General features: G+C 73.4%; 24 protein-coding genes. 12 read left to right on the top strand and 12 right to left on the bottom strand.

Going from position 1 to position 24,751, the window contains the following annotated elements; translation table 11 throughout:
• The first annotated feature begins 163 nt into the window (after positions 1-163).
• Both C4U03_RS00685 and C4U03_RS00680 read left to right on the top strand, forming a co-directional pair.
• Positions 164-694 carry a carboxymuconolactone decarboxylase family protein gene (locus C4U03_RS00685; protein WP_103936247.1) on the top strand — a complete coding sequence of 177 codons (531 nt, stop codon included), beginning with the start codon at positions 164-166 and terminating at the stop codon, positions 692-694.
• A gap of 108 nt (positions 695-802) precedes the next feature.
• Positions 803-1,729: a serine/threonine-protein kinase gene (locus C4U03_RS00680; RefSeq protein WP_103935622.1), complete on the top strand. Its 927-nt coding sequence runs from the start codon at positions 803-805 to the stop codon at positions 1,727-1,729.
• 46 nt (positions 1,730-1,775) lie between these two features.
• Here C4U03_RS00680 and C4U03_RS40955 read toward each other — a convergent pair whose 3' ends face one another.
• From C4U03_RS40955 to C4U03_RS00665, 4 genes are all read right to left on the bottom strand, one after another.
• Entirely contained in the window at positions 1,776-1,934 is a 159-nt protein-coding gene (locus C4U03_RS40955) for a hypothetical protein (RefSeq protein WP_200826949.1), read from the bottom strand.
• A 184-nt stretch (positions 1,935-2,118) separates the two neighbouring features.
• Positions 2,119-2,799: a thiamine phosphate synthase gene (gene thiE, locus C4U03_RS00675; protein ID WP_200826948.1), complete on the bottom strand. Its 681-nt coding sequence runs from the start codon at positions 2,797-2,799 to the stop codon at positions 2,119-2,121.
• Positions 2,800-2,848: 49 nt separating this feature from the next.
• Positions 2,849-3,223 carry an Rv2175c family DNA-binding protein gene (locus C4U03_RS00670; RefSeq protein ID WP_103935621.1) on the bottom strand — a complete coding sequence of 125 codons (375 nt, stop codon included), beginning with the start codon at positions 3,221-3,223 and terminating at the stop codon, positions 2,849-2,851.
• A gap of 46 nt (positions 3,224-3,269) precedes the next feature.
• Positions 3,270-4,457: an NAD(P)/FAD-dependent oxidoreductase gene (locus tag C4U03_RS00665; protein WP_103935620.1), complete on the bottom strand. Its 1,188-nt coding sequence runs from the start codon at positions 4,455-4,457 to the stop codon at positions 3,270-3,272.
• 184 nt (positions 4,458-4,641) lie between these two features.
• Between C4U03_RS00665 and thiO the strand changes: the two genes are divergently transcribed.
• The 5 genes from thiO (at position 4,642) to C4U03_RS00640 (ending at position 9,807) form a co-directional block, all read left to right on the top strand.
• Positions 4,642-5,817, top strand: a complete 1,176-nt coding sequence (gene thiO / locus C4U03_RS00660) for a glycine oxidase ThiO (RefSeq protein ID WP_103935619.1) — start codon at positions 4,642-4,644, stop codon at positions 5,815-5,817.
• Complete coding sequence (gene thiS / locus C4U03_RS00655; protein ID WP_103935618.1) at positions 5,814-6,014, top strand: sulfur carrier protein ThiS; 201 nt, start codon at positions 5,814-5,816, stop codon at positions 6,012-6,014. Before thiO ends, thiS begins: the two co-directional genes overlap by 4 nt.
• Before the next feature lie 26 nt (positions 6,015-6,040).
• On the top strand, positions 6,041-6,838 hold the full coding sequence (locus C4U03_RS00650; RefSeq protein WP_103936245.1) for a thiazole synthase: 798 nt from the start codon (positions 6,041-6,043) through the stop codon (positions 6,836-6,838).
• 95 nt (positions 6,839-6,933) lie between these two features.
• Positions 6,934-8,898, top strand: coding sequence for a Stk1 family PASTA domain-containing Ser/Thr kinase (gene pknB / locus C4U03_RS00645; RefSeq protein ID WP_103935617.1), 1,965 nt, complete (start codon positions 6,934-6,936; stop codon positions 8,896-8,898).
• Between the two features lie 48 nt (positions 8,899-8,946).
• On the top strand, positions 8,947-9,807 hold the full coding sequence (locus C4U03_RS00640; RefSeq protein WP_103935616.1) for a deoxyribonuclease IV: 861 nt from the start codon (positions 8,947-8,949) through the stop codon (positions 9,805-9,807).
• Positions 9,808-10,306: 499 nt separating this feature from the next.
• Here C4U03_RS00640 and C4U03_RS00635 read toward each other — a convergent pair whose 3' ends face one another.
• Complete coding sequence (locus tag C4U03_RS00635; protein WP_103935615.1) at positions 10,307-11,116, bottom strand: LytR/AlgR family response regulator transcription factor; 810 nt, start codon at positions 11,114-11,116, stop codon at positions 10,307-10,309.
• Positions 11,117-11,196: 80 nt separating this feature from the next.
• A complete protein-coding gene (locus tag C4U03_RS00630; RefSeq protein WP_103935614.1) occupies positions 11,197-11,820 on the bottom strand; it encodes a sulfite oxidase-like oxidoreductase in 624 nt (207 codons plus the stop codon).
• 257 nt (positions 11,821-12,077) lie between these two features.
• Between C4U03_RS00630 and aroF the strand changes: the two genes are divergently transcribed.
• The 3 genes from aroF (at position 12,078) to C4U03_RS00615 (ending at position 15,363) form a co-directional block, all read left to right on the top strand.
• Positions 12,078-13,121, top strand: a complete 1,044-nt coding sequence (gene aroF, locus C4U03_RS00625) for a 3-deoxy-7-phosphoheptulonate synthase (RefSeq protein WP_103935613.1) — start codon at positions 12,078-12,080, stop codon at positions 13,119-13,121.
• 256 nt (positions 13,122-13,377) lie between these two features.
• Entirely contained in the window at positions 13,378-14,340 is a 963-nt protein-coding gene (locus C4U03_RS00620) for a DMT family transporter (RefSeq protein ID WP_103935612.1), read from the top strand.
• A gap of 108 nt (positions 14,341-14,448) precedes the next feature.
• The gene (locus tag C4U03_RS00615; RefSeq protein ID WP_146087224.1) at positions 14,449-15,363 is read left to right on the top strand and encodes a DUF5954 family protein; all 915 of its coding nucleotides are present in this window, start codon (positions 14,449-14,451) and stop codon (positions 15,361-15,363) included.
• Between the two features lie 136 nt (positions 15,364-15,499).
• Here the strand turns inward: C4U03_RS00615 and thiI are convergent, their stop codons facing one another.
• The 6 genes from thiI to C4U03_RS00585 all read right to left on the bottom strand — a co-directional run bounded on the left by thiI (position 15,500) and on the right by C4U03_RS00585 (position 21,087).
• Positions 15,500-16,768: a tRNA uracil 4-sulfurtransferase ThiI gene (gene thiI / locus C4U03_RS00610; protein ID WP_103935610.1), complete on the bottom strand. Its 1,269-nt coding sequence runs from the start codon at positions 16,766-16,768 to the stop codon at positions 15,500-15,502.
• A gap of 142 nt (positions 16,769-16,910) precedes the next feature.
• The gene (locus C4U03_RS00605; RefSeq protein WP_103935609.1) at positions 16,911-17,936 is read right to left on the bottom strand and encodes a 6-phosphofructokinase; all 1,026 of its coding nucleotides are present in this window, start codon (positions 17,934-17,936) and stop codon (positions 16,911-16,913) included.
• A 117-nt stretch (positions 17,937-18,053) separates the two neighbouring features.
• Positions 18,054-18,554: a hypothetical protein gene (locus tag C4U03_RS00600; protein ID WP_103935608.1), complete on the bottom strand. Its 501-nt coding sequence runs from the start codon at positions 18,552-18,554 to the stop codon at positions 18,054-18,056.
• Positions 18,551-19,396, bottom strand: a complete 846-nt coding sequence (locus C4U03_RS00595; RefSeq protein ID WP_103936244.1) for a DUF692 domain-containing protein — start codon at positions 19,394-19,396, stop codon at positions 18,551-18,553. Before C4U03_RS00595 ends, C4U03_RS00600 begins: the two co-directional genes overlap by 4 nt.
• 8 nt (positions 19,397-19,404) lie before the next feature.
• Positions 19,405-20,334, bottom strand: coding sequence for a TIGR04222 domain-containing membrane protein (locus C4U03_RS00590; RefSeq protein WP_103935607.1), 930 nt, complete (start codon positions 20,332-20,334; stop codon positions 19,405-19,407).
• A 105-nt stretch (positions 20,335-20,439) separates the two neighbouring features.
• Positions 20,440-21,087, bottom strand: coding sequence for a response regulator (locus tag C4U03_RS00585; RefSeq protein WP_103936243.1), 648 nt, complete (start codon positions 21,085-21,087; stop codon positions 20,440-20,442).
• Between the two features lie 345 nt (positions 21,088-21,432).
• On the opposite strand from C4U03_RS00585, the gene C4U03_RS00580 reads away from it, so the two are divergent.
• Together C4U03_RS00580 and C4U03_RS00575 are read left to right on the top strand one after the other, a co-directional pair.
• Entirely contained in the window at positions 21,433-22,002 is a 570-nt protein-coding gene (locus tag C4U03_RS00580; RefSeq protein WP_200826947.1) for a DcrB/PsbP domain-containing protein, read from the top strand.
• Positions 21,999-24,611, top strand: a complete 2,613-nt coding sequence (locus C4U03_RS00575) for an AAA family ATPase (RefSeq protein ID WP_103935605.1) — start codon at positions 21,999-22,001, stop codon at positions 24,609-24,611. Before C4U03_RS00580 ends, C4U03_RS00575 begins: the two co-directional genes overlap by 4 nt.
• The last annotated feature ends 140 nt before the right edge of the window (positions 24,612-24,751 follow it).

The raw sequence follows: 24,751 nt of genomic DNA, 5'->3' as shown, positions 1-24,751 counted from the left end.
CCGTTCCGGCGACGGGGCCGCCTCCGGGCGCCGCGCCGGCGGGCGGCCGTGTCGGCGTGCCGGGCGGCATGTCGTGGCGGGATGTGGCCAATGGTCCGGCGACGGCTGGAATTCCCACCACGTTTCCGGCACAAATAGCGCCATGCCTCAGCAGAATCCCCGCATGCCGCCGCCCCTGGCCCCGCGCCTGGCCCCGCTGGAGGAGGGCGACTGGGACGACGTCCTCAAGGGCGTGGTGGCCACCGCCGGTCCGCTCAACGTCTTCGCCACGCTGGGCCGCCACCGGGAGCTGTTCGCCTCCTGGCTCGAGTTCAGCTCGATGCTGCTGCTCAGGGGGACGCTCAGCGCGCGGGTGCGGGAGCTGGCGATCCTGCGGACCGCGCGCAACAGCCGCTGCGCCTACGAATGGGCCCACCACGTGCCGACCGGCCGCGAGGCCGGGCTGACCGACGACGAGATCGTCGCGCTGGGCGGCGCGCTGGACGCGCACGCCTGGGCACCACAGGACTGGGCGGTCGTGGCCGCCGCCGACGAGCTGCACAACACCGGCACCCTCAGCGACGCGGTGTGGACCCTGCTGGCCAGACGGCTCGACGAGCGCGGCCTGATCGAGTTGGTGATGCTGATCGGCCACCACCGGATGCTCGCCTACGCGCTGAACACCCTGCGCGTGCAGCCGGACGCGGCGACCTGACCCCGTACCGGACGGTTCCCCGCACACCGGCCGATCCGGCACGGTACAAATGGCGCGGTACAAAAGATGCGATCCTCGCCGAAACCCGAATCCGCCCCGGAGCGTGCCGTGCAGCCGGAAACGGTCCCCCTCGGTCCCGACGACCCCCGCCGACTGGGCGGCCGTGTCCTGCTGGGCCGGCTGGGCGAGGGCGGCCAGGGGGTCGTCTACCTGGGGCGCGGAAAGGACGGCGAGCTGGCCGCCGTGAAGCTGCTGCGCGGCGGGCAGTCCGCTACGCCGCGCGCCCGCAGCCGGTTCGCCAGGGAGGTCGCCGCCGCCCGACAGGTGGCCGGGCCGCACACCGCCCGGGTACTGGCCGCCCGGGTGAGCGGGGCACGCCCGTACATCATCAGCGAGTACGTCCCAGGGCCCTCGCTGCAGGAGATCGTCGCCGAGCGCGGCCCGCTGCCGCAGGAACGGCTGCACAAGGTGGCGCTGCGCACGGCGCGGGCGCTGGCGGCCATCCACCGGGCCGGGGTGGTGCACCGCGACTTCAAGCCCGGTCACGTACTGCTGGCCAAGGGCGGCGCCAAGGTCATCGACTTCGGCATCGCCCGTGCGCCGGACAGCGCCGCCATCACCACCGGCCCGGTCGGCACGCCCGCCTACATGGCGCCCGAGCAGATCGAGGACGAGCCGGTCGGGCCGCCCGCCGACGTCTTCGCCTGGGGCGCCACCATGGTGTACGCGGCCACCGGGCGGCCACCGTTCGGCTCGGGGTCCAACGCGGCGATCATGCGCCGGGTGACGTCCCGCCCGCCGGACCTGGGCGACCTGCCCGAACCATTGCGCGGCCTGGTGGTGCGCTGTCTGGACAAGAACCCCGCCGCCCGGCCCACCGCGCCCCAGCTGGTGCGGGCGCTGCGGGAGGGCCGCGCACCGGCGCCCGAGCCCCGGCCGCAGAGCATCCCGCGCTACCGGTGGCGGATGATGGTGGCCCTGGCCGTGGTCGTCGTGGCCGGTTTCACCGTCGGGGTGCTGCTGCCCGGGGTCTGAGCGCCGCCGTGCCCGGCCGTCACCGGCCGGGCACGGCGCGGGCGCGTCACCAGTGCGGGGGACGTTCCTCCAACAGGCGGGAGTCGCTGTCGCCCCGCCACTCGCCCCAGCCGGTGTCGGTGTCGTCGGCGGTCTGGTCGGGCAGGATCTCGATGTCGTCGTCGACCAGGTCGACGGGACGCTCCTCGTCAGGGCTGATCGTCATGCGTCAATTGTCGGGCATCCCGGCCGGGCGCATGACCACCCCGGCCCTTCCGCCCCGCATGTCCCACCCGTTCCGCCGACGACGCACGCCGGCGGAACGGCGCCACGCCGGCGGGTTGTCCGGTGACGGCCCGACGACCGGGCGGAACGACCCGGCCGGCGACGCCCGCCACGACGCCCCGGCCTCAGGCCGGGGACGCCTCGTGCAGCCGACGGGCCAGTTCGGCGGTCGCGGCGGCCGGATCGGCGGCCTCGGTGATCGCCCGTACCACCACGACCCGGCGGGCGCCGGTCGCCAGCACCTGGTCGAGGTTGCCGGCGTCGATGCCGCCGATCGCGAACCAGGGCCGCCCGGTGCGCAGCGCGGCGGTGTACTCCAGCAGCTTCGGCCCCGGCGCCGCACGGCCCGGCTTGGTCGGGGTGGGCCACACCGGCCCGGCGCAGAAGTAGTCCACGCCGGGCTCGGCGGAGGCCGCCGCCGCCTGGTGGTCGGAGTGGGTGGAGCGCCCGATCAGGACGTCCTCTCCCACGATCCGGCGGGCGTACGGCACCGGCAGGTCGTCCTGCCCCAGGTGCAGCATGTCCGCCCGGGCCGCGTACGCCACGTCGGCGCGGTCGTTGACCGCCAGCAACACCCCGTACCGGTCGCAGGCCGCCCGGAAGACCTCCAGGTACTCCAGCTCCTGGCGGGCCTCTAGCCCCTTCTGGCGGAGCTGGACGATGTCCACTCCGGCCGCCAGCACCGCGTCGAGGAACTCTGGCAGGTCACCCTGCCGTTCCCGGGCGTCGGTGCACAGGTAGAGGCGGGCCCGGTCCAGCCGGGCCCGCAGCGCGACGGCGCGATCGGACAGCAGGTGTCTTGACAACGCGGGGGGATGCCTTTCCTGGGTCGCCCTGGGGCGGCCCGTCGGAGTGTCAGAAGGCCAGCGCCTGGGCGCGGCGGCGGATCTCAGTGCCCCGGTTCTCCGCCAGTGCCTGGGCGGGAGTGCCGGGGAGGGTCTCGTCGGCGGTGAACAGCCACCGCAGGGTCTCCACGCTGTCATAGCCGGCGTCCGACAACAGCGTCAGGGTGCCCGCGAGCCCCTTGACCACCTGTCCGTCGGCGATGAACGCGGCCGGGATCATCAGGGACCCGCCGCGCTGGACGCCGAGGAGCTTGTGGTCGCGGATGAGCTGCTTGGTCCTGCTCAGGTTGAGGCCCAGCCTTTCGGCCGCCTCCGGCAGTGTGAGCCATTCCCCGACGAGGGCGTCGGTGTGTGCGTCGAGAGTGCTTTCAACTGTGGCTTGCATCTGCGTCACGCCACCTGCCTACCACGTCCGCACATTTCTGAAACCCTCAGGTGAGAAGGGTCTTTCGGAGGGGTATCTCCGGATCTGCCAGCGCCACCGCGTCCACGCGGTCGCCCGCGGCGATGATCCGCCGGGCCTGCACCAGGTCGCGCGGCCGGTCCACGGTCAGCACCGCCTCCAGGCGGTCGCCGGTGAGCCAGCAAACGGCCCACTTGGGGTCGCCGGGATCGCCCCGGCGCACCATCCGCTCGGCGACCGGGTGGTGCCCGGCGTACTGCACCATCCGGCCGAACTGCTCCGACCAGAAGTACGGGACGGCGTCGTAGACGGCCTCCTGCCCGAGCAGCGTCGCCGCTGCCACCTCGGGGGCGTTCAGCGCGGTGTCCCAGTGCTCCACCAGCATCCGGCGGCCGTACCGCCGCGACCACCAGGCGGCGCAGTCGCCGACCGCCACGATCCCGGGACGGTTGGTGCGCAGCGCGGCGTCGGTCACCACGCCGCCGGCGACCTCCAGGCCCGATCCCTCCAGCCAGCCGGTCTCGGGCCGGACGCCGACGCCCACCACGACCTCGTCGGCGTCGATGCGGCCGCCGTCGGCCAGCGTCAGCCCGCCGTGCTCGACCGCCGCGACCTTGACCCCGGTGCGCAGCTCGACGCCGGCCTCGGCGTACCAGGGGGCCGTGTGCGCGCCGACTTCGGGGCCGATCGCGTTGGCCAGCGGGGCGTCGGCCGCTTCGACGACGGTGACCGCGCAGCCCTTGCGGGCCGCCGCGGTGGCGACCTCGGCGCCGATCCAGCCCGCGCCGACGATCACGATCCGCGCGCCCTCGCGCAGGCCCGCGCGCAGCCGCCGGGCGTCGTCGATCGTCCGCAGCACGCGCTGCGGCCCGTCGCCGGGCAGTGTGATCGGGGTGGCGCCGGTGGCGATCATCAGCCCGTCGAACGGCAGGTCACCCGCCGTGGTCGTTACGGTGCCGCCGCCCCCGTCCGCCGGGCGCAGGCCGGTGGCGCGCTCGCCCAGCAGCAGTTCGCAGCGCAGCGCCGCCCAGTCGGCGTCGACGGTGGTGTCGTCGCTGTCGCCCGTCAGGACGGCCTTGGACAGCGGCGGCCGGTCATAGGGCCGATGCGGCTCGGCCGACACCAGGGTCAGCCCGCCCTCGTACCCCTTGGCCCGCAGGGCCTCCACGGAACGGACTCCCGCCAGTCCGCCGCCCACCACGATGACGTGATCCATGTCGGCAAACCTTAATACCCGCCCACTTACGCGAGACGACCGGGCGAACGGGTACAGAGCGGACGGCATAGGCTAGGAGGCGACAGGCGCGGGAGCCCGGTGCGACCGGGCTGAGAGGGCGGCTGACGGGGCCGCCGACCGCCAGGACCTGATCCGGATCATGCCGGCGAAGGGAGCGTGCCCGATGTCCGCCACCGCGAGGGACCCGCGGCGTCCACCGGCGTGGGACGTGCTGATCATCGGAGCCGGGGTGATCGGGCTGGCCACCGCCTGGCGGGTGGCGTCGCGGGGCCTGAGCGTCACTGTGGTGGACCCCGATCCCGCCGGCGGCGCCTGCCGGGTGGCCGCCGGGATGCTCACCCCGGTCAGCGAGCTGGCCTACGGCGAGGAGCCGCTGCTGCGCCTGGGCATCGCCTCCCGCGACCGCTACGCCTCGTTCGTCGCCGAGTTGGAGGAGGCCGCCGGGCACGAGACCGGCTACCGCCGAGACGGCCTGCTGCAGGTCGCCTTCGACTCCGACGACCTGGCGTTCCTGGACGACCTGCGGCGTTTCCAGGAGTCGCTGGGCGTTCCGGTCGAGGCCCTGACCGGCCGCGAGTGCCGCCGCCTGGAGCCGATGCTGGCGCCCTCGGTGCGCGGCGGTCTGCTGGCCCCCGAGGACGGCTCCGTCGACCCCCGCAGGCTGACCGGCGCGCTGCTGGTCGCCTGCCAGAACGCGGGCGTGCGGCTCGTCGAGCGCCGCGCGGACGCGCTGATCGTGGAACGCGACACCGCCACCGGCGTGCGGCTGGACGACGGCGCCGAGCTGCGCGCCGGCAAGGTGCTGCTGGCGGCCGGCGCCTGGAGCAACGACCTGAAGGGCCTGCCGGACGGGGTCGTCCCCGAGGTACGGCCGGTCAAGGGCCAGGTCGTCCGGTTGCGCGCCAGGGCGCCGTTCCTCGGCCGCGCCACCCGCGGCCTGGTGCGGGGCTCGTCGATCTACCTCGTCCCCCGGGCCGACGGCGAGATCGTGGTGGGCGCCACCCAGGAGGAGATGGGCTTCGACACCACCGTCACCGCGGGCGGGCTCTGGCAGCTGCTGCGCGACGCCCGCGAGCTGCTGCCCGGCGTCACCGAGCTGGAGTTCGCCGAGGTGTCGGCCGGGCTGCGGCCCGGATCGCCGGACAACGCGCCGGTACTGGGCGCCAGCGCCCTGCCCGGCCTGTTCCTGGCCACCGGCCACTTCCGCAACGGGGTGCTGCTCGCCCCGGTCACCGCGGACGCCATGGCCGAGATGCTGGTGGACGGCACCGTGCCGGAGGTGGCCGCGCCGTTCACCCCGGACCGGTTCGAACCGTTCGAAGTGGAGGCGAGGGCGTGAGGGTCACCGTCAACGGGCAATCGAGGGAGCTGCCCGAGGGCACCACCGTGGCGGCCGTCGTGGCGACGGTCACCGAGGCCACCACCGGGGTCGCGGTGGCGATCAACGACGAGGTCGTCAGCCGCGGCTCCTGGGCCGGCACGGCCGTGCGGGACCAGGACCGCGTCGAGGTGCTGACCGCGGTGCAGGGAGGATGATGGTGACCACGACGGACACGACGGGCATGACAGGCACGACGGACGCGCGGGAGCACGCGGACCCGCTGGTGATCGCCGGCCGGGAGTTCGGCTCGCGGCTGATCATGGGGACCGGCGGGGCGCCGAGCATGCGGGTGCTGGCGGAGGCACTGGCCGCCTCCGGCACCGAGCTGACCACGGTGGCGATGCGCCGGGTCGACCCGGCGGCACGTGGCTCGGTGCTCGACGTGCTGCGCCGCCTGGACATCGACGTGCTGCCCAACACCGCCGGTTGCTTCACCGCCGGGGAGGCGGTGCTGACCGCCAAGCTGGCCCGCGAGGCGCTGGGCACCGACTGGGTCAAGCTGGAGGTGATCGCCGACGAGCACACCCTGCTGCCGGACCCGATCGAGCTGGTCGACGCGGCCGAGCAGCTGGTGGACGCCGGGTTCACGGTGCTGCCCTACACCAACGACGACCCGGTGCTGGCGCGGCGGCTGGAGCAGCTGGGCTGCGCCGCAGTCATGCCGCTGGGCTCGCCCATCGGCTCTGGGCTGGGCATCCGCAACCCGCACAACATCGAACTGATCGTGGAACAGGCACAGGTGCCGGTGATCCTGGATGCCGGGCTGGGCACCGCCAGCGACGCCGCGCTGGCGATGGAGCTGGGCTGCGACGCCGTGCTGCTGGCCACCGCCGTGACCCGGGCGCAGTCCCCGGCGGCGATGGCCGCCGCGATGCGGCACGCGGTGCGGGCCGGGCGGCTGGCCAGGCTGGCCGGCCGGATCCCCAAGCGCCGCCACGCCCAGGCATCCTCGCCGTGGGAGGGCATCGGCACGTCGTGACCGAATGGTCACCGACGGGCACGGCCGTGTTTTCGTCCGCACCTACTACTCGGGAGTGATGAGACTCCGACCAAATCGCCCGTAGACTCCCTCTGATGGACACGACGGTTGCCGATCCACTCGTCGGGCAGGTGCTCGACGGGCGCTACCGCATTGAGTCCCGGATCGCCCGAGGTGGCATGGCCACGGTCTACGTGGCCCGCGACATCAAGCTCGATCGCGAGATCGCGCTGAAGGTGATGCACGCCAACCTCGCCCAGGACGAGGACTTCGTGCGGCGCTTCATCGGCGAGGCCAAGGCGGCCGCGGCCCTGTCGCACCCCAACGTGGTGGCGGTGTACGACCAGGGCACCGACGGCCAGCACGTCTTCCTGGCGATGGAGTACGTGCGGGGCAGGACGCTGCGCGCCCTGCTGACCGAGCGCGGCCGGCTCGGGCCGCGCGAGGCGCTGGAGGTCATGCAGCCGGTGCTGGCCGCCCTCGGCGCCGCGCACCGGGCCGGGCTGGTGCACCGCGACGTCAAGCCCGAGAACGTGCTACTCACCGACGAGGGCCAGGTCAAGGTCGCCGACTTCGGGCTGGCCCGGGCCGAGTCGGCCAGCAAGCAGACCAAGACCGGCCTGATCATCGGCACCGTGGGGTACCTGGCGCCCGAGCAGGTGCTGACCGGCCACGCCGACGTCCGCTCCGACGTCTACGCCGCCGGGATCATGCTGTTCGAGCTGCTGACCGGCCGGCAGCCGCACATCGGCGACACCCCGCTGGCGGTGGCCTACAAGCACGTCAACGACGTGGTGCCGCCGCCCTCGGACCTGGTGCCGGGGCTGCCGTCCCAGCTCGACACCCTGGTCACGCTGGCGACCAGTCACGACCCGGCGCGCCGCCCGCAGGACGCCGGCCGGTTCCTGGCGGCGGTCGCCGACGTGGCCGCCGGGCTGCCGCGCGACATCGACCAGCGGGTCGAGCAGGCGGCCCACAACGCCACCTCGGTGCTGCCCATGCCCGCCCCGACCCCGGCCCCGGCGGTGCCGCACGCCCACACCCGGGTGCTGGGGCCCGAGACGATGCCTCCGGCGCACCTGGAGCCCGCCGGGCCGCCGCCGCTGCCCCCGGGCACCCCGATGGACCGGCTGATCAGCGCGGTCACCAGTCGGTACGTGCTGATCGCGATCGGCGCGCTGGCCGCGGTGATCCTCGGCTGGGCGGTCTGGTACCAGGCGGCCGGGCAGTACGAGCGAGTGCCCGACCAGATCATCGGCATGAAGCTGGAGGACGCCAAGCGGCTGCTGGCCTCCGACGGCATCGTGGTGCAGACCGGTCCGTCCGCCTACAGCGAGAAGGTGCCCAAGGGCCGCGTCGCCAAGTCCGACCCCGGCCCCGGCGAGCGGATCGCGCAGGGCGGGGTGGTCACGCTGACCGTCTCCAAGGGCCGCGAGCCGATCGAGGTGCCCGAAACCGCCGGCAAGTCCCTGCCGGACGCCAGGGGCGTCCTGGAGGACGCCGGGTTCGAGCCCGGCGACGTGTCCCGCGAGTCGTCCCAGACCGTGCCCAAGGACAAGGTGATCCGCACCGACCCCAAGGCCGGCGAGAAGGCCTCCCCCGACGAGCCGGTCGACCTCGTGGTCAGCGCCGGCATGTCGATGCCGAACCTGGTCAACACCAACGCCGACCAGGCCGCCAACCAGTTGCGTGCCATGGGCCTGAACGTCAAGGTCACCGAGCAGGACGTCGCCGACCGCCCGCGCGGCATCGTGCTCAGCCAGGACCCGCAGCCGGGCACCGGGGTGTCCCGGGGCGACCAGGTGACACTGGTCGTCAACAAGAAGGACTGCGGCTTCCTCGGCGACCTCAACCCGTTCTGCCGGGACGGCGGCGACCCCAACGCCCTGCCGGTGCCCACGGTCATCGGCAAGGACGTCAACGAGGCCGTCCAGATCCTGCGGGGCGCCGGGTTCGAGGTCGACGTCAAGCGGGAGGTCGGGCTGAACCGGGTGCTGCGGCAGGAGCCCGGGGTGGGCGGCACCGCGCGGCGCGGCAGCAAGGTCAAGATCTGGCACTGACGGCGGGGCGTCCGCGCGGCGGCGGGCGCCCACTAGGCTGATGCCCCTATGAGCACCGTGCACAGCCCCGTCGGGGGACACGTTCCGGTCGCCGGTGGGCTGGCCACCGGCGGGTTGAAGTACGCCGAGCAGATCGGGGCGGAGGCGATCCAGGTCTTCGTCTCCAACCCGCGCGGCTGGGCGCAGGCCGCCGGCCGGCCGGAGGAGGACGCCCGGCTGCGCGACAGCGGCGTCCCGGTCTTCGTGCACGCCAACTACCTGATCAACCCCGGCTCCCCCAACGCGGAGACCCTGGAGAAGTCACTGGCCTCGATCCGGCACGCCCTGCAGCGGGGGCACGCCATCGGCGCCGGCGGCGTGGTGATCCACACCGGCTCGTCGGTCACCTGGTCCTACGAGGAGGCGATGCGGCAGGTCCACGAGCACCTGCTGCCCGTCGTGGCGGAGATCCCCGAGGACGGGCCGCAGCTGCTGCTGGAGCCGATGGCCGGGCAGGCCAACATGCTGTGCGCCACCGTCCAGCAGCTCGGCCCCTACTTCGAGGCCCTGGAGCACCACCCCAAGGTCGGGGTCTGCCTGGACACCTGTCACGCTTGGGCCGCCGGGCACGACCTGACCGCGTCCGGCGGTGTCAAGGCCACCGTGGACGCCCTGGTGGAGGCCGTGGGCCCGGACAGGCTCAAGCTGATCCACGCCAACGACTCCAAGGACCCCTGCGGCTCGGGCCGGGACCGCCACGAGAACATCGGCGCCGGCGCCATCGGCGAGGCGCCCTTCGCCGACCTGTTCCGCCACCCGGCGGTCGCCGGCGTCCCGTTCATCATCGAGACCCCCGGCCGCGCCCCCGAGCCCCACCGCAAGGACGTGGAGACCCTCAAACGCCTCCGCGACAATCTTCCGGCCTCCTGAGGTCCGAAACACCCCGCCAAGGTCCTCTCGGCCCCTCGTTCCGCCCTGAGGCCCGGCTCGCCGTCCCAGGGCCCTGATCCTTCCGTACCGCCTGGAGGGCCCGGCCCGTCCGCGCCGCCCAGCCTCGGGCATCGCGCGCCGGAGACCATCCGCCGATACGCCGCAGGCGCGTGAGCCGCCGAACGCGGCAAGGCTGTGAACACGCTCAGGCGCTGCTGGACAACCCCCCGACTGTCCAGCAGCGCCTGAGCTTCCGCCGTCGGATCCCACCCCCCCGGTACGGGATCCGACGGCTCCTGACCCGGGCGGCGGCGGAACCGGTCCGCGGCCGTCCCCAGGTCTCCGGTGTCGTCTTCGTGAGCCGGCGACACACAGAACGCTAGACACCGGCACGGCCCGGCGGGAGGTCTGACATCCCCCCGTCGACCAACGGTCCGTAGTTGCCGACGTACGCAGAGTAGTCACACGACGAGCGGCCGGTCCGGCACGGCGAGCGGTCTCAGGGCTCCGGCACCTGGTCCGCCCGGTGGAACCGCCGGACCAACAGGTCGCGCACGAGCTTGGTGTGCCGCCGGCTCACCTGGAGCGTCTCGTCGCCCACCTGGACCGCCGCCCGGCCTCCGTCGAACTGCAGCTCGGTGACGTGCGCGGACGACACCAGGGTGCTGCGGTGAATGCGGATGAACCCGGCCGGCTCCCAGCGGCGGGCCAGCGACACCAGCGACATGCGGACCAGGTAGCTGGCGTCGGCGGTGTGCATCCGCACGTAGTCGCCGTGCGCCTCGACGTAGCGCACCGAGCTGCGCGAGACCATCCGGGTACGCCCGCCCAGCTCGACCGGGACCAGCTCGTCCTCCAGTGGCCCGCCGTCCGTGTCGGCGCCCTCGCCCCCGCCGGGCGGGCGGGGACGGCGGCCTGTCCCGGCCGTGCGCCGCACCGCCTCATCGACGCGGCGCACGGCCTCGGCCAGCCGCTCGGGGCGCACCGGCTTGAGGAGGTAGTCCACGGCGCCCACCTCGTAGGCCTCAACGGCGCAGTCGGCGCGGGCGGTCACGAAGACCACCGCGGGAGGCTCGGCGAACCCGCCGAGCAGCCGGGTGAAGTCCAGCCCGTCCAGCCCCTCCATCCGGATGTCGAGGAAGACCGCGTCCAGCCGCCGGCCCGCCGCCACCCCGCGGGCCAGGTCCCGCAGCGCCGTCGCCGCGTCACCGGCGGTGGCGACCTCCCCGATCCGGGGATCGGCCCGCAGTAAGCGGGCCAGGCGCTCGACCGCGGAGACCTCGTCGTCGACCGCCAGCACTCGTAGCATGACAGGACCATGCCCCTAGTTACTGTGCGTCCGCAATCCGTTCCGCTATGCGAGGCGGGCGTGTCGGCCACCGGGGCCGGTCACAGGGGCGGCGACTCGCCCTCGTCCTCCTGGTAGGAGTACCGCTGCTCCCGCCAGGGATCGGCGACGTTGTGGTAGCCGCGTTCCTCCCAGAATCCGCGGCGGTCCTTGATGAGGTACTCGACCCCGCGCGCCCACTTGACGCTCTTCCACGCGTACAGGTGCGGCACCACCAGCCGGACGGGGAAGCCGTGATCGGGGGTGAGCCGCTCACCGTTGCGGTGCAGGGCGAACATGGTCGCCTCGGCGAGGAAGTCCGCCATCCGGATGTTGGCGCTGTAGCCGTACTCGGCCCACACCATGACGTGGGTGACGTCGGGATGGGGCGGCGCCAGCTCCACGATGGTGGTGCCGGAGACGCCCTCCCACAGGTTGCCGGGGATGGTGAACTTGGTGACGCAGTGGAAGTCGCCGACCGCCTCGGTGCGTGGGAGGCCCTCGAACTCCTCCCACGTCCAGATGTGCTGCTCGCCCGAGGCGGTGGCCCCGAACACCCGGAAGTCCCAGTCCTTGGGACGGAACCTGGGCACCGGGCCATAGTGCAGGACGGGCCAGCCCCGGGGGACGTACTGTCCGGGCGGCAGGGCCCCTGCTTCTGGGGTCTGTTCCGATGGGGAGGACATGACGGGCTCATCCTGCCATCCCCGTGACGTGAGCCATACCCGGCCCCTCCCCACCGGGTCACCGCGCGGCATGGTCTACCCTGGTCCCGTGCGCAACGCTCTCCGTTGGGGTTTTTATGGCCAGCCCGGGTCACGGGTGACGGTCGATCCAGCGTTGCGCTGACAGATCTCACGGAAAAGCCCCGGGCAGCACAACCGCCCGGGGCTTTTTCGTGTTCGGACCGAAGCCCGCACAGGTGAGCAGCGAGGAGAAGAGCATGGTCGTGGTGATGGGGCCGGAGGCCACCGAGGCGGATATCGCAGCCGTCGTGTCGATCGTCGAGACGGCGGGTGGAGAGGCCTTCGTCAGCCGTGGGGTGGCCCGGACGATCGTCGGGCTGGTGGGCGACGTCGAACAGTTCGGCTCGCTGAACCTGCGGGGCATGGACGGCGTGCGCGACGTCATCCGGATCTCGGTGCCCTACAAGCTCGTCAGCCGGGAGAACCACGCCGAGCGTTCGGTGGTGCGGGTCGGCGGCGTGCCGATCGGCCCGGGCACCATGACCCTCATCGCCGGTCCCTGCGCGGTGGAGACCCCCGAGCAGACCCTGCAGGCCGCCCAGATGGCCAAGGCCGCCGGCGCCACCCTGCTGCGCGGCGGTGCGTTCAAGCCGCGCACCTCGCCGTACGCCTTCCAGGGGCTGGGCGAGCAGGGGCTGCGGATCCTGGCCGACGTGCGGGAGGAGACCGGGCTGCCGGTCGTCACCGAGGTGGTGGACGCCCACGACGTCGAGCTGGTCGCCTCCTACGCCGACATGCTGCAGATCGGCACCCGCAACGCGCAGAACTTCGCGCTGCTGCAGGCGGCCGGGGAGTCCGGCAAGCCGGTGATGCTCAAGCGCGGCATGAGCGGCACCATCGAGGAGTGGCTGATGGCGGCCGAGTACGTCGCCCAGCGCGGCAACCTCGACATCGTGCTGTGCGAGCGGGGCATCCGCACGTTCGAGCAGGCCACCCGCAACACCCTGGACATCTCCGCGGTGCCGGTGGCGCAGCGGCTGTCGCACCTGCCGGTGATCGTGGACCCGTCGCACTCGGGCGGGCGCCGCGACCTGGTGCTGCCGCTGACCCGGGCGGCGATCGCGGTGGGCGCGGACGGCGTGATCATCGACGTGCACCCGCACCCGGAGACGGCGCTGTGCGACGGGCCGCAGGCGCTGGTGGACGGGGACCTGCGGGAGCTGGCCAGGCTGGTCCGCGAGCTGCCGCCGGTCTTCGGCCGGGCCCTCACCCAGTCCCCCGACCCGCTGGCCGTGAACTGACCGGGAACGTTCCCTCCCGGTGAGGGACGCCGTGGTCACGCGGAGGCCGGGGGCCCCTCGCGTGGCCACGGCGGGATTGGTAGGGTCACCGATCATGGCGTACTGGACGGCGCAGCTCGGACCCCCTCGCTCCTGACCGGGGCGCGGCTCATTCCGGCTCATCCCTCCAGGGCCCGGCGCTGAGACGCCCGGCCCTTCTTCAGGCGCGCCCCGGACCCGGATCACTTCTTCCGATTCGAGTTCAGGAGCGTTTCGCGTGTCCACACGCCTCATCGATTCCACCGGCTCCGCCGTGCCCGCGCGGCGGCAGGCCGGCAGCGCGTACATCCTGCTGGCCGCCTCCCTGTGGGGGACGACCGGCACCGTCCGCACCCTGGCGCCCGCCGAGGCCGACCCCGTGTCCGTCGGGGCCGCCCGGATGGTCCTGGGCGGTGCCGTCCTGATGCTGGTGGCGGCCCTGGCCCGGGACACCGCCGGCGTGGCAGGCCGTCCTGCCACGATGGCCCGTGGGGAGGGGCTGCGGCGGCTGCTGACGCGGCGCCGGACCTGGTGGCTGCTGGCGCTCGGCGCGGTGTGCGCCGCGGTGTATCAGAGCGCCTTCTTCGCCGCGGTGGCCCGTACCGGCGTCGCCACCGGCACCGTCGTCACCATCGGCAGCGCCCCGGCGTTCACCGGGCTGATCGCCCTGGCCACGGGCGGCCCGCGGCCCACCTGGCGGTGGGCGGCGGCGACGGCCTGTGCGGTGGCCGGCTGCGCCGCTCTGGTCGGCGGCGGCCGGTCGGCGGGGGTCGAGCCGCTCGGCGTCGCGCTGGCGCTGCTGTCCGGGTTCACGTACGCGGTGTACGCGACGGTCGCGTCCTGGTTCATCACCCGGCGCGAGGACGACCGGGCGGTGGTCGGGGTGCTGTTCGGCGGGGCGGCGGTGTTGCTGCTGCCGGTGCTGGTGGCCGGCTCCCCCGGCTGGCTGCTCACCGCCTCCGGCACGCTCGTGACCGTCTACCTGGGGGTCATCACCACCTCCGGCGCCTACCTGATGTACGCCCGGGGGCTGCGCGGCACGCCGGTCACCACGGCGACGACGCTGACGCTGGCCGAGCCGGCGGTGGCGGCGGTGCTGGGCCTGCTGGTGCTGCACGAGCGGCTCGGCGGGGTCGCGCTGGCGGGCCTGGGCCTGCTGTCGGCAGGCCTGCTGCTGCTCATCCTCGCCGAACGGCGGTAGCGGCCTGGGGGGCCGGCGGCGCCGCCGGCCCCCCATCTGGCGAATTGGTCCGACCGAACTGGTCCGAACCCCTCGCGCAAGGCGACCGGGCCGAGGAAGATGCTGCGCATGACTATGGGCGATGGGGATGCGGGGGGACGGATCTTCCCGGAGGATCTGGACGCCGTGGATCCGGTGGCGGCGGTGATGCTGGCCGACGCCCGCCGCTCGCTGAGCACCTACCCGGATCTGGTGGTGGCGGGGCCGCTGTTCGCCCCGGCCGAGCAGGTGCCGGGCGGCTGGCAGGCGGTGTGCCCCTGCGATCCACTGCCCCAGGGCGCCCGTGAGCTGCTGGCGGCCCACCTGCGCAACCGGGGGGCCGTGGCCGGCCGGACGGCGGGCCGGGACTTCCAGGAGGCGGCACGGCGGCTGGAGGACGGCTCCTGCGACGAGTTGTCGGTGCTGGCCCGCCGGTTCCGGATCGTGCGGATCGAGCAGCTCATGCGGACCGGCGCCGACGGGCCGGAGCCGCCCCGGCCCACCGACCACGACCCGCGGCCGCCCGGCCCCGGGCGGCCGGTGCCGCGCCGCCCGCCGGACTTCATCGCCGACCCGGCCAGGGACACCCGCGGCACCGACGACATCGTCACCGCCGAGTTGTTGTGCCAGTACCTGGACGAGGCGGCGCGGCACGGCTCCGAGCCGGCCGAGCCGTTCCTGGCCCCGGTGCAGCTGGCGCCGATGTTCACCGTGGCCGAGCGGTCCGGGCAGCTGTGGCGGCCCGGACCCCGGCTGTACGGCCTGCCGCAGGAGGCCCGAGACTCGCTGGTCACCTACTTCCGGCACGTGGTGCCGTCGGTGGAGCGGCCGGACCCGCTCGAACTCGCCGAGTACGCCGAGGCGGCGGACCTGATGGAGGACGGGCAGCGCCGCAACGGCATCGTGGCGGCCGGGCGGCGCTTCCGGATCGTGCGGGTCGAGCGGATGGTGCTGGTGGGCCCGGACGGCCCGGAGACCCCCCGCCCCTCCGACCGCGGTCTGTGACCCGGCGCCCCGCGGAGGGGAGGCGCGCCCCCGGCCGCTCCCGTCCTATGACGGGCTGCGGCGCCGTGAACGGAGCCCGGCCCCGGTCCTGTCGAGGACCGGGGCCGGGCGGGCGTCCGGGAGGATCACGGCGGGGTCAGGAGCCACCCTCGCCGTAGGCGGGACGGTGCTCGGTGATCGAGTCGGCCAGCCGCTCGGCCAGTTCGTCGGCGTCCAGCCGCTTGTCGATCTGCCGCAGGTCCTCGATCTTGGCGCGGGTCTCGGCCCGGCGCGGCGCCAGCAGCGTGCAGCAGTCCTCGTCGGGCAGTTCGGAGATGGCCAGCGTGTTGATCCGGCGCGCGGTGTCCATGATCTCGACCTTGTCCATGCCGACCAGCGGGCGCAGGATGGGCAGGTCCACCGCGTCGTCCAGGGCGGTCATGTTGGCCAGCGTCTGGCTGCTGACCTGGCCCAGGGAGTCGCCGGTGATCAGCGCGGCGCCGCCGAGGCGGTGCGCCAGCGTCTGCGCGGTGCGCAGCATCAGCCGGCGCTGGGCGATGACCGCCAGCCGGTCGGCACCGGAGGACTTGATCTGCTGCTGGGCCTTGCCGAACGGCACCACGAACAGCCGGGAGCCGCCCTGGAACCTGTCCAGCTCGCGCACCAGCGCGTACGCCTTGTAGATCGACTCGGGGCCGGTGAACGGCATCCCGGAGAAGTGCAGGTAGTCCACCCGCAGGCCGCGGCGCATCATCCGGTAGGCGGCCACCGGGGAGTCGATGCCGCCCGACATCAGCACCAGCGCGCGGCCGCTCATGCCCACCGGGAGCCCGCCCTGGCCGGGCAGCCCGCCGGTGAAGACGAACACCTCGTCCCGGTCGACCTCGACGGACAGGGTGTGCTCGGGGTCCTTCAGCCGCACCGGCAGTTGGTAGGCTTCGACGATCTTGGCGCCGACCAGCCGGTCGAGCTCGGTGGAGGTCAGCGGAAAGCGCTTGTCGCGGCGGCGGGAGCGGACGGCGAACGCGCCGGTGCGCCCGGCCATCAGGTCCAGGGCGGCGCGCACCACGCTGTCGGGGTCCTTGGCGACCCGCCAGGCGCGGTGCACCCACACGATGCCCATCACGTCGCTGATCCGCCGGGCCAGCGCGTCCACCGTGGCGACGTCGGCGCGCGCGTCCCGTTCGGTGTCCCCAGTGTCCTCGGTGGGGCGGATGCGCACCACCATCACGCCGTGCCGGCGCCAGATCTCCACCGGGGCGATGTCGCGGACCGCGGAGCGGACGTTGTTCTGCAGCCGCCGTTCGAACAGCTCGCGGTTCCTGCCCTTGAGCACGACCTCGCCCAGCTTGATCAGCACGCACGGCTCGCCGGCCACCGGCGGGCCGCCGGCGGGCTGCGCGGCCGTGGTGTCGAGCACGGTCATGCGGGGACCTCCTGTGGAGAACGTGGGAACGGACCGTCTTCTAGTGTCGCCCAGCGGGGCCGGTGCCGCGACAGGGTAAGGCTCGCGGGGCCCCGGGATATTCCCCGGGGCCCCGCGAGCCCGATGCCGATGTGCGAGCGTGTCAGCCGAAGAAGATCTCGGCCTCTTCGTAGCGCTCGACCGGGACGGTCTTGAGCCTGTCGGTCGCGGCGCTCAGGTCCACCCGGACGATGTCGGTCCCCGACAGGGCGACCATCTTGCCGTACTCGCCGTCGTGCACCGCGTCGATGGCCTGCAGCCCGAACCGGGTGGCCAGCACCCGGTCGAAGGCGGTCGGCGTGCCGCCGCGCTGGATGTGCCCCAGCACGGTGCAGCGAGCCTCCTTACCGGTGCGCTTCTCGATCTCGTCGGCCAACCGCTGGCCGATGCCGCCCAGGCGCACGTGCCCGAACGCGTCCAGTTCGCCGGTCTGCACCGCCATCTGGCCCTCGAGCGGGTGGGCGCCCTCGGCGACCACGATGATCGGCGCGTACCGGGTCTTGAAGCGGCTCTCGACGTACTCGACGACCTTCTCGATGTCGAACGGCTTCTCCGGGATCAGGATCACGTTGGCGCCGGCCGCCATGCCGGCGTGCAGTGCGATCCAGCCCGCGTGCCGGCCCATCACCTCGCAGATCAGCGCGCGGTGGTGGCTCTCGGCGGTGGTGTGCAGCCGGTCGATCGCCTCCATCGCGATGTTGACCGCCGTGTCGAAACCGAAGGTGTAGTCGGTGGCGTTCAGGTCGTTGTCGATGGTCTTGGGCACGCCGACCACGTTGACGCCGGCCCCGTGCAGCTGTTTGGCCACGCCGAGGGTGTCCTCGCCGCCGATGGCGATCAGCGCGTCCACGCCGAGCCCGGCCAGATTGTCCTTGATCCGCTCGATGCCGCCCTCGACCTTGATCGGGTTGGTCCGCGACGATCCCAGGATCGTCCCGCCGCGCGGCAGGATGCCCCGCACGGCCTGGACGTCCAGCGCGATCGTGTCGCCCTCCAGCGGGCCGCGCCAGCCCGCCCGGAAGCCCACGAACTCGTACCCGTAGACCTGGATGCCCTTGCGCACCACAGCGCGGATCACGGCGTTCAGACCGGGGCAGTCCCCGCCCCCGGTCAGCACTCCGACGCGCATGTATTCCTCCCCAGAACTCACCTGGCCAGCCTAGTAGCGCAGGCACGACGGCATGACGCATATCCGGCCCGCGTCGGCGCGCCTCGGCGGGTCACGCCATTGGTCTAGACCATAGCGTCAGTTCGGGGTGCGCCGGACCGTTCTGACCCGGCCGAAGGCGATCAGCACCAGCCCGCCGGGGATCCGGCGCACCCCGAACCGCCGCGGCCGAGGGTCGTCCCGCCCGTCGTAGGCCCATCGGGCCTCGGTGAGGACCAGCTCGCAGACGGCGGCGGGCGGCAGCGAGTCGCGGTGGGCGCGGGCGAAGTCCCAGCCGTCCCGCCACGAGCCCCGAGTCGGCCGGCCGGAGGCCCACCGTCCGAACTCGCGCGCCCACTGCGGCCCGTAGGCGGCGGCCAGCACGGGCCAGGCGCGCGCCACCTCTCCGGCCCGCTTGCGCAGCAGCGCCCGGGCGGCGGCCCCGACCCGTTCGGCGTCGAAGCCCGGCGGCAGCGGCCCGCCCGCCACCAGCGCGGCCACCAGCGCCCGCTGGGCGGCCGCCAGCTCCTCCCGCCCGCCCGCCGGCGCATCCGCCGGCTGCGGCGCCGACGAGGCCGCGTCCGGCGCGAACCCCGTCACGTGATCACCGCCAGCCCGGCGGCGCCGGCGATGGCGTCCAGCTCGGCGCGCAGGTCGGCCGCGGGCGGATAGCGGCCGTCGCGCTCCAGCAGGAAGCCCGGCGGGCGGTGCCGGGCCGCCAGCTCCCTCACCAGCGCCAGCACCTCGGCCGGGACGGGGTCGGTGTGGGTGTCGTGGTAGAGCCCCTCGTGCTGCCTGCCCCCGGCGACATGACAGTAGGCGACGCGTTCCAGGGGCAGCCGGTCGAGCAGGACGAGCGGGTCCTCGCCGCGGTTGCGGGCGTTGGCGTGGACGTTGGCGATATCGAGCAGCAGCAGGGCGTCGGTGCGCTCCAGCAGCTCGGTGAGGAAGTCCGCCTCGTCGTACTCGGCGTCGGGCCAGTCGAACAGCGCCGCGATGGGCTCGACGGCCAGCGGCACCGGCAGCTCGGCGCAGGTGCGCCGGATGTTGTCGGTCAGCGCGTCCAGGGCGGCCCTGGTGCGCGGCACCGGCAGCAGGTGCCCGGCCTCCATCCCGTCCGCCCGGACGAACGCGACGTGCTCACTGACCAGCGGGGCCCGCAGCAGCTCGGCGGTGGCGGCCAGGTGCGCCACCCGCTCGGCCGCCACCGGCTCGGCCCCGCCCAGCGACAGCCGCACCCCGTGCGGGACGATCCGGACACCGCGGTCGCGCAACGCCGTCAGGCCGGACGGCGGATGGTCCCGGTGCACCGACTCGGCGATCACCTCGGTGAAGCGCAGCCCGGGCAGCCCGGCCACGAAGCCGGCGATCTCGGGCCGCCAGCCGATGCCGACCCCCAGGCCGGGCGGCGGGTCGTCCCTGTGCCGTGTTCCTTCGTCCATGTCCCCGGTCAGCCGCCGCAGCCGCCACCGCAACCGCCGCCGCCGCAACCGCCGCCGCCTCCGCAACTGCTTGCGCCCGCACAGGACGCCCCGCTGGATGAGCTGCCGCCGCCGGAGCCGGCTGCCAGCTGCTTGGCCAGCTCCGCCTCCTCCGCGAAGAGCGGGTCGATGCCCGTCAGGGCGGCCGCGCCGAACAGCGCCACGCCGAACGCCGCTCCCTCGGCCCCGTACGTCGTCCAGGCCGGGCGCACCGTCGGGTTGAGATGCGCGTTGCGGGCGCGGGCCGCGTCGAGGGCGGCGGTGCCGGCGCGCAGCAGGCCGGGCTGCCTCAGCCACAGCACCGCGGTGACGACCGCGACCACGCCCATGGCGATGACCAGGAACCAGACGGGCCGGTGGTTCTGCAGCCCGGCCACCAGCCGGACCACTCCGATCGCCAGCAGAATCAGCAGTGGCACCGTGGCCAGCCGGGCCTGGGCGCGTTCGGCGGGGCCGGCCAGCAGCCCCTTGGCGACGAGCCCGTCGCGGATCCGGTCGGCGGCGGCCCGCACCTTGGACATGTTGCCGATCTGGCGGACGCCGGGCCGGTCCAGGTGCCGTACCTCGGCGAAGACGGCCTGGTCCAGTTCGGTGCGTGAGGTCTGCGGCTCGCGGACGTCACGCAGCTTGCCCTTCCTGGCGACGTTGATCGCGCCCTCGGCGCGCAGCGCGGCCACCGAGGCGGCGACCGCCCGGCGCATCCCGCCGACCAGGTACGCCAGTTCGTAGGCGTCCAGGTCGCCCTGCGGGGGGCGGCCCCGGCACGCCCACCGCCGCGCCGCCAGGGCGGCGCCGAGCAGCACTATGGCCGCGGCGACATAGATGAGGAGGAAGTCGGGTCCGGAGATCCCCCAGGTGTCGCCTGTTCCGGCGAACACGTCCACAGCGAGCGCGTCCACGGGCGCCTCCCAGTGTCACGGCCCTGCATGACGGGCCCCGTTTCTTGGACGCCAGGACGGACATCCTGGTTCATCCGGTTCGGAAGTAGTTCCGGCGGTTGCCGGTCAGTCCTGGTCGAGGCCCTTTTCGATGGCGTACCGGACCAGTTCGACGCGGTTGTGCAGTTGCAGCTTGTTCAGGGTGTTCTGGACGTGGTTCTGCACGGTGCGGTGCGACAGCACCAGCCGCTGGGCGATCTGCTTGTAGGTCAGCCCCTTGGCGACCAGCCGCAGCACCTCGGTCTCGCGCTCGGTCAGCCGGGGGGTGTCGTCGTCTCGGTGGCGGGGCGCGGCGGCCAGCCTGCGGTACTCGCCGAGCACCAGTCCCGCCAGGCCCGGGGTGAAGACCGCATCGCCCTCGGCCGTGCGGCGCACCGCGTCCAGGAACTCCTCACGGGCGGCGGACTTGAGCAGGTAACCGGTGGCGCCCGCCTTGACGGCGTCCAGCACGTCCTGCTGCTCCCCGCTGGCCGACAGCACCAGCACCCGCACCACCGGCTCGCCGTCCGCGCCGGGCGCGGCCAGGGCGCGGGCCACCTCGACCCCGCTGATGTCGGGCAGTTGCAGATCGACGACAGCCACCTCGGGGCGGGCGGCGGCCGCGATCCGGATGGCGGCTCTGCCCTCCCCCGCCGTGGCGACGACCTCGTGGCCGGCCTCGGCCAGATCCCGGGCCACCGCGTCGCGCCACATCGGGTGGTCGTCGACGACCATCACCCGCACCGGCCGCGACGGGGGCTCCGGCCTGCCGCTTTGCTCGCTCGCCCGCTCCACGGACGCCACCCTAGGACAGCCCCGGATCGCGAAATAACCGCGTTATCGGACGGCTATCTGGTCGTAATAGGCATTTGCGTTCATACTCGCAGGAGACGGGAGGTGGCGTTCCCGTCGCCGGCACGCTCCGGAGGGCATATGAGGATCCCAGGAAGGCGCGCGGGCGACACTCCCGTTCGTTCGGCCGCTCGCTCGGTCGCACTGCGGTCCGCGCTGGTCACGGCACTGCTGGTGGCGGCTTCCGGGTGCGGAGCATCCGAATACACTTATGTCAAGAACTCCAAGGTGAGGACTTACTTCAAAGTCCCCGCGGAATGGAAAAGGATCGACCAGCCGGCGCTGGAGGCCGTGCTCAGCGACGCCGATCCCGATTCGGCCACCGCCGAGCTGAACCGCAGGCTGAGCTGGTCGATCGCCTATGACGCCGGTGACCCCCCCGATCCCAGCCACCTGTACGGGTGGGGCAGCGACGAGCCGTTCGCGTACGCCCTCGTCCGCGAGCTGACCGACGAGCAGCACGCGACGGTCTCGCTCAACCTGATGCGGAACGCCTTCCTGCCGGTCACCGAGGAGGCTCGGACGGCGGCCGCCGAACGCGGCGCCCTGCTCACCGGGTTCGAGCTGCTGCGCGACGACACGCTCAAGCCGGGCGACGGGCTGCGCGGCGTGCGCGTCGCCTACAACTACCAGGTACCGCCGCTGCCGGTGCTGCAGACCTTCGACGTGACGGCCTACGCCAGCGATGAGGGCCGCCTGTACGTCCTGGTCCTGCGCTGCTCCGCACGGTGCTACAAGGAGCGCAAGGGCGAGTTCGACTCGATCGCCGAGTCCTTCACGGTGAGGATCCGCCCATGATCTTCCGGCGACGCAAGCGACACGGCGACAAGGCTCCCGGAGCCCCGTCCCAGGATCCGCCCACCGGGAACGTTCCCGGCGAAGCGGCGCCGCGGGAGCCGCTCACCGCAGCGGCCCCGGCCACGCCGACCGCCTCTGCGCAGGCGGCCGAAGCCGGCACGGCCAGTCCGGCACAGGCGGTGGCGGACGGAACGGCGGGGACCGCGCAGGCGGTCGTGGACGAGGGGCGGGAGGGGCTGCGGCCGCCCGGCGACACCCCGCACGGTGCCGAGCGGCCGACCCGGCGGAGGCTGCCGCCGTGGGACCGGGTCAAGTACCTGCTGCTGCTGACGCTGATCTGGTTCGTGCTGGTGTGGGCGGCGATGGCCGACAACCCGCTGCTGCCGTTCACCGAGGCGATGCGGATGCAGTCCCGGGACGCGGCCTGGGTGTTCGTGCTCGCCGGGCTGGAACTCGTCCGGCAGGTCCACTTCCTGGTCAGTGAGCGGTGGTCGCGCTACCACCGGTTCTGGACGCACCGGGTGTTCGGCGGGTTCGAACGGTTCACGCACCGCCGGTTCAGCCCGTGGACCCGGTTCCGGGTCTGGCGGGCCACGGTGTGGCTGCTGTGGATCGCCGTCGCGGCGGTGGTGACCGGCAAGGTCCTGGACACCTCGCCGGTGCTGGCGCTGTTCGAGGCCCCGGCGCTGCTGTGGCAGGCGCTGCCGTTCCTGTTGCAGATCGTGTTCCTGTTCTTCGTGATCATCATCCAGTTCGTCGGCCTGTTCTGGTTCCTGTCGCGGGGCGGGATCGACACCTACATGCCCGATGACATCACGACCCGCTTCGACGACGTGTGGGGCCAGGACCACGTGGTCGAGCGGGTCAAGGAGAACATCGTCTTCCTGGAACGGCCGCGGGAGATCGAGGAGCGGGGCGGCTACGTGCCCGGCGGCATCCTGCTGTGGGGGCCGCCCGGCACCGGCAAGACGCTGATGGCCGAGGCGGTGGCGGGCGAAACCGGCAAGCCGTACGTGTTCGTCGATCCCGGCGCGTTCGTCCAGATGTTCATGGGCGTCGGGGTGCTGAAGGTCAAGTCGCTGTTCCGCAAGCTGCGCAAGCTGGCGCTGCGGTACGGCGGGGTCATCGTGTTCTTCGACGAGGCCGACTCCCTCGGCCGCCGGGGAGCCCTCGCCCAGGTCGGGCCGGGCGGCCGTCCCGCCGGCTCCGGGCCGCCGGCGGCATTCCAGGCCGCCGGCTGCCACGGCCTGTCGTACCTGTCGCCGGACGCGCGCCGGCAGCTGGTCCTGGACGGCATGACACCGGCCGCCGAGCCCGGCGTCCGCCGTGACCGGTTCTTCATGGGCGGCATGGGCGGCGGGGGCGGCGACATGGGCACCCTGCAGGCGCTCCTCACCGAGCTGTCGGGGCTGAAGAAGCCGCGCGGGATCGTCAACCGGTACGTGCGGCGGCTGCTGGGCATGAAGCCCAAGCCGCCGCCCAAGTACCGGATCCTGGTCATGATGGCCACGAACATGCCGCAGGCCCTGGACGAGGCGCTGCTGCGGCCCGGCCGCATCGACCGCATCTACAAGGTCGGCTACCCCGCCAAGGCCGGCCGGGTCCGCACCTACGAGGGCTACTTCGCCAAGGTGCGGCACGAGCTCACCCCCGAACAAGTCGACAAGCTGGCCACCATCACCCCGTACGCCACCGGGGCGACCATCAAGGACCTGGTCAACGAGGCGCTGATCATCGCCACCCGGGACGACCGCGAGGTGATCACCTGGGCGGACGTGATGCGGGCCAAGCAGCTCAAGAGCCTCGGCCCGCCCGAGGGCGTGGAGTACCACGAGCGGGAACGGCACGCCACGGCGGTGCACGAGGCCTGCCACGCGGTCGTCGCCTACCGGGTGCGCCGCCATCTGGAGATCGACATTGCCACCATCGAGAAGGGCGCGGAGTACCTGGGGATGGTCGCCAGTATCCCGGCCGAGGACCAGTTCACCCAGTGGCGCAGCGAGTACGAGGCCGACATCCTGGTCTCGCTCGCCTCGCTGGCCGGCGAGCGGATGTTCTTCGGCGGCGACAGCTCCTCAGGAGTCTCCGGGGATCTGGAGGCCGCCACCCGGGTGGCCTCGCTGATGGAGGGCTACTGGGGCATGGGCTCCACGGTGTCCTCCCATGCCGTCAGCACTCAGCTCGGCATGGGCGCCCCGGGCGGCGGCAAGGGCGCCAAGGAGGCCGAGCAGGAGATGCGCCGGCAGCTCGCCGACCGCATCGAGGACCAGCTCGGCGCACTGCTGGCCCGGGCCGAGGAGCTGCTCAAGGCCGACCGCAGGGCGGTGCTGGCCCTCGCCCACGCCCTGGAGACCCACAAGACCCTCCAGGGCGAGGACATCGCGGCGGTCATCGAGGGCCGCCGGGGTCCGCTGGTGGACGGGCGGATCTACGCCGACGACGACTTCGCCCACCAGGTCGAGGCCTACCACCGCAGCGCGCTGGCCGCCCACCGCGACCGCGGCAAGGTACAGCTCACCCTGCCCCCGGTCCTGAACGGACAGGCGCCCGGCATCCCGCCGGAGACTCCCACGGAAGCGGCCCGAGACCAGACCCCCGACCCCCACTGAACAACCGCCCGGCCGCACCACCGGACGAACCCGCCGGACAGACCGGCCGGGCGGCGGCGTCCTGCCGGACAGCGGACCGCAGTCCAGGACGTTCCTTCCGAACAAACCGGCCGGCGGCGTCCTGCCGGGCCGGCGGACCG

Origin of the sequence: Thermomonospora echinospora (assembly GCF_900108175.1) — a bacterium.
In the GTDB taxonomy this organism is placed as follows: domain Bacteria; phylum Actinomycetota; class Actinomycetes; order Streptosporangiales; family Streptosporangiaceae; genus Thermomonospora; species Thermomonospora echinospora.
This window is presented reverse-complemented; position numbering and strand designations above follow the sequence as displayed.

Coding starts and splice junctions, on each gene's coding strand:
- C4U03_RS00650 (WP_103936245.1), top strand. CDS start 6,041: ATGACAGGCACGACGGACGCGCGGGAGCACGCGGACCCGCTGGTGATC.
- C4U03_RS00585 (WP_103936243.1), bottom strand. CDS start 21,087: ATGGTCGTCGACGACCACCCGATGTGGCGCGACGCGGTGGCCCGGGAT.
- C4U03_RS00605 (WP_103935609.1), bottom strand. CDS start 17,936: ATGCGCGTCGGAGTGCTGACCGGGGGCGGGGACTGCCCCGGTCTGAAC.
- C4U03_RS00575 (WP_103935605.1), top strand. CDS start 21,999: ATGATCTTCCGGCGACGCAAGCGACACGGCGACAAGGCTCCCGGAGCC.
- C4U03_RS00685 (WP_103936247.1), top strand. CDS start 164: ATGCCGCCGCCCCTGGCCCCGCGCCTGGCCCCGCTGGAGGAGGGCGAC.
- C4U03_RS00665 (WP_103935620.1), bottom strand. CDS start 4,457: ATGGATCACGTCATCGTGGTGGGCGGCGGACTGGCGGGAGTCCGTTCC.
- C4U03_RS00635 (WP_103935615.1), bottom strand. CDS start 11,116: ATGCTACGAGTGCTGGCGGTCGACGACGAGGTCTCCGCGGTCGAGCGC.
- aroF (WP_103935613.1), top strand. CDS start 12,078: ATGGTCGTGGTGATGGGGCCGGAGGCCACCGAGGCGGATATCGCAGCC.
- C4U03_RS00615 (WP_146087224.1), top strand. CDS start 14,449: ATGACTATGGGCGATGGGGATGCGGGGGGACGGATCTTCCCGGAGGAT.
- C4U03_RS00595 (WP_103936244.1), bottom strand. CDS start 19,396: ATGGACGAAGGAACACGGCACAGGGACGACCCGCCGCCCGGCCTGGGG.
- C4U03_RS00630 (WP_103935614.1), bottom strand. CDS start 11,820: ATGTCCTCCCCATCGGAACAGACCCCAGAAGCAGGGGCCCTGCCGCCC.
- C4U03_RS00640 (WP_103935616.1), top strand. CDS start 8,947: ATGAGCACCGTGCACAGCCCCGTCGGGGGACACGTTCCGGTCGCCGGT.
- C4U03_RS40955 (WP_200826949.1), bottom strand. CDS start 1,934: ATGACGATCAGCCCTGACGAGGAGCGTCCCGTCGACCTGGTCGACGAC.
- pknB (WP_103935617.1), top strand. CDS start 6,934: ATGGACACGACGGTTGCCGATCCACTCGTCGGGCAGGTGCTCGACGGG.
- C4U03_RS00670 (WP_103935621.1), bottom strand. CDS start 3,223: ATGCAAGCCACAGTTGAAAGCACTCTCGACGCACACACCGACGCCCTC.
- thiI (WP_103935610.1), bottom strand. CDS start 16,768: ATGACCGTGCTCGACACCACGGCCGCGCAGCCCGCCGGCGGCCCGCCG.
- thiO (WP_103935619.1), top strand. CDS start 4,642: ATGTCCGCCACCGCGAGGGACCCGCGGCGTCCACCGGCGTGGGACGTG.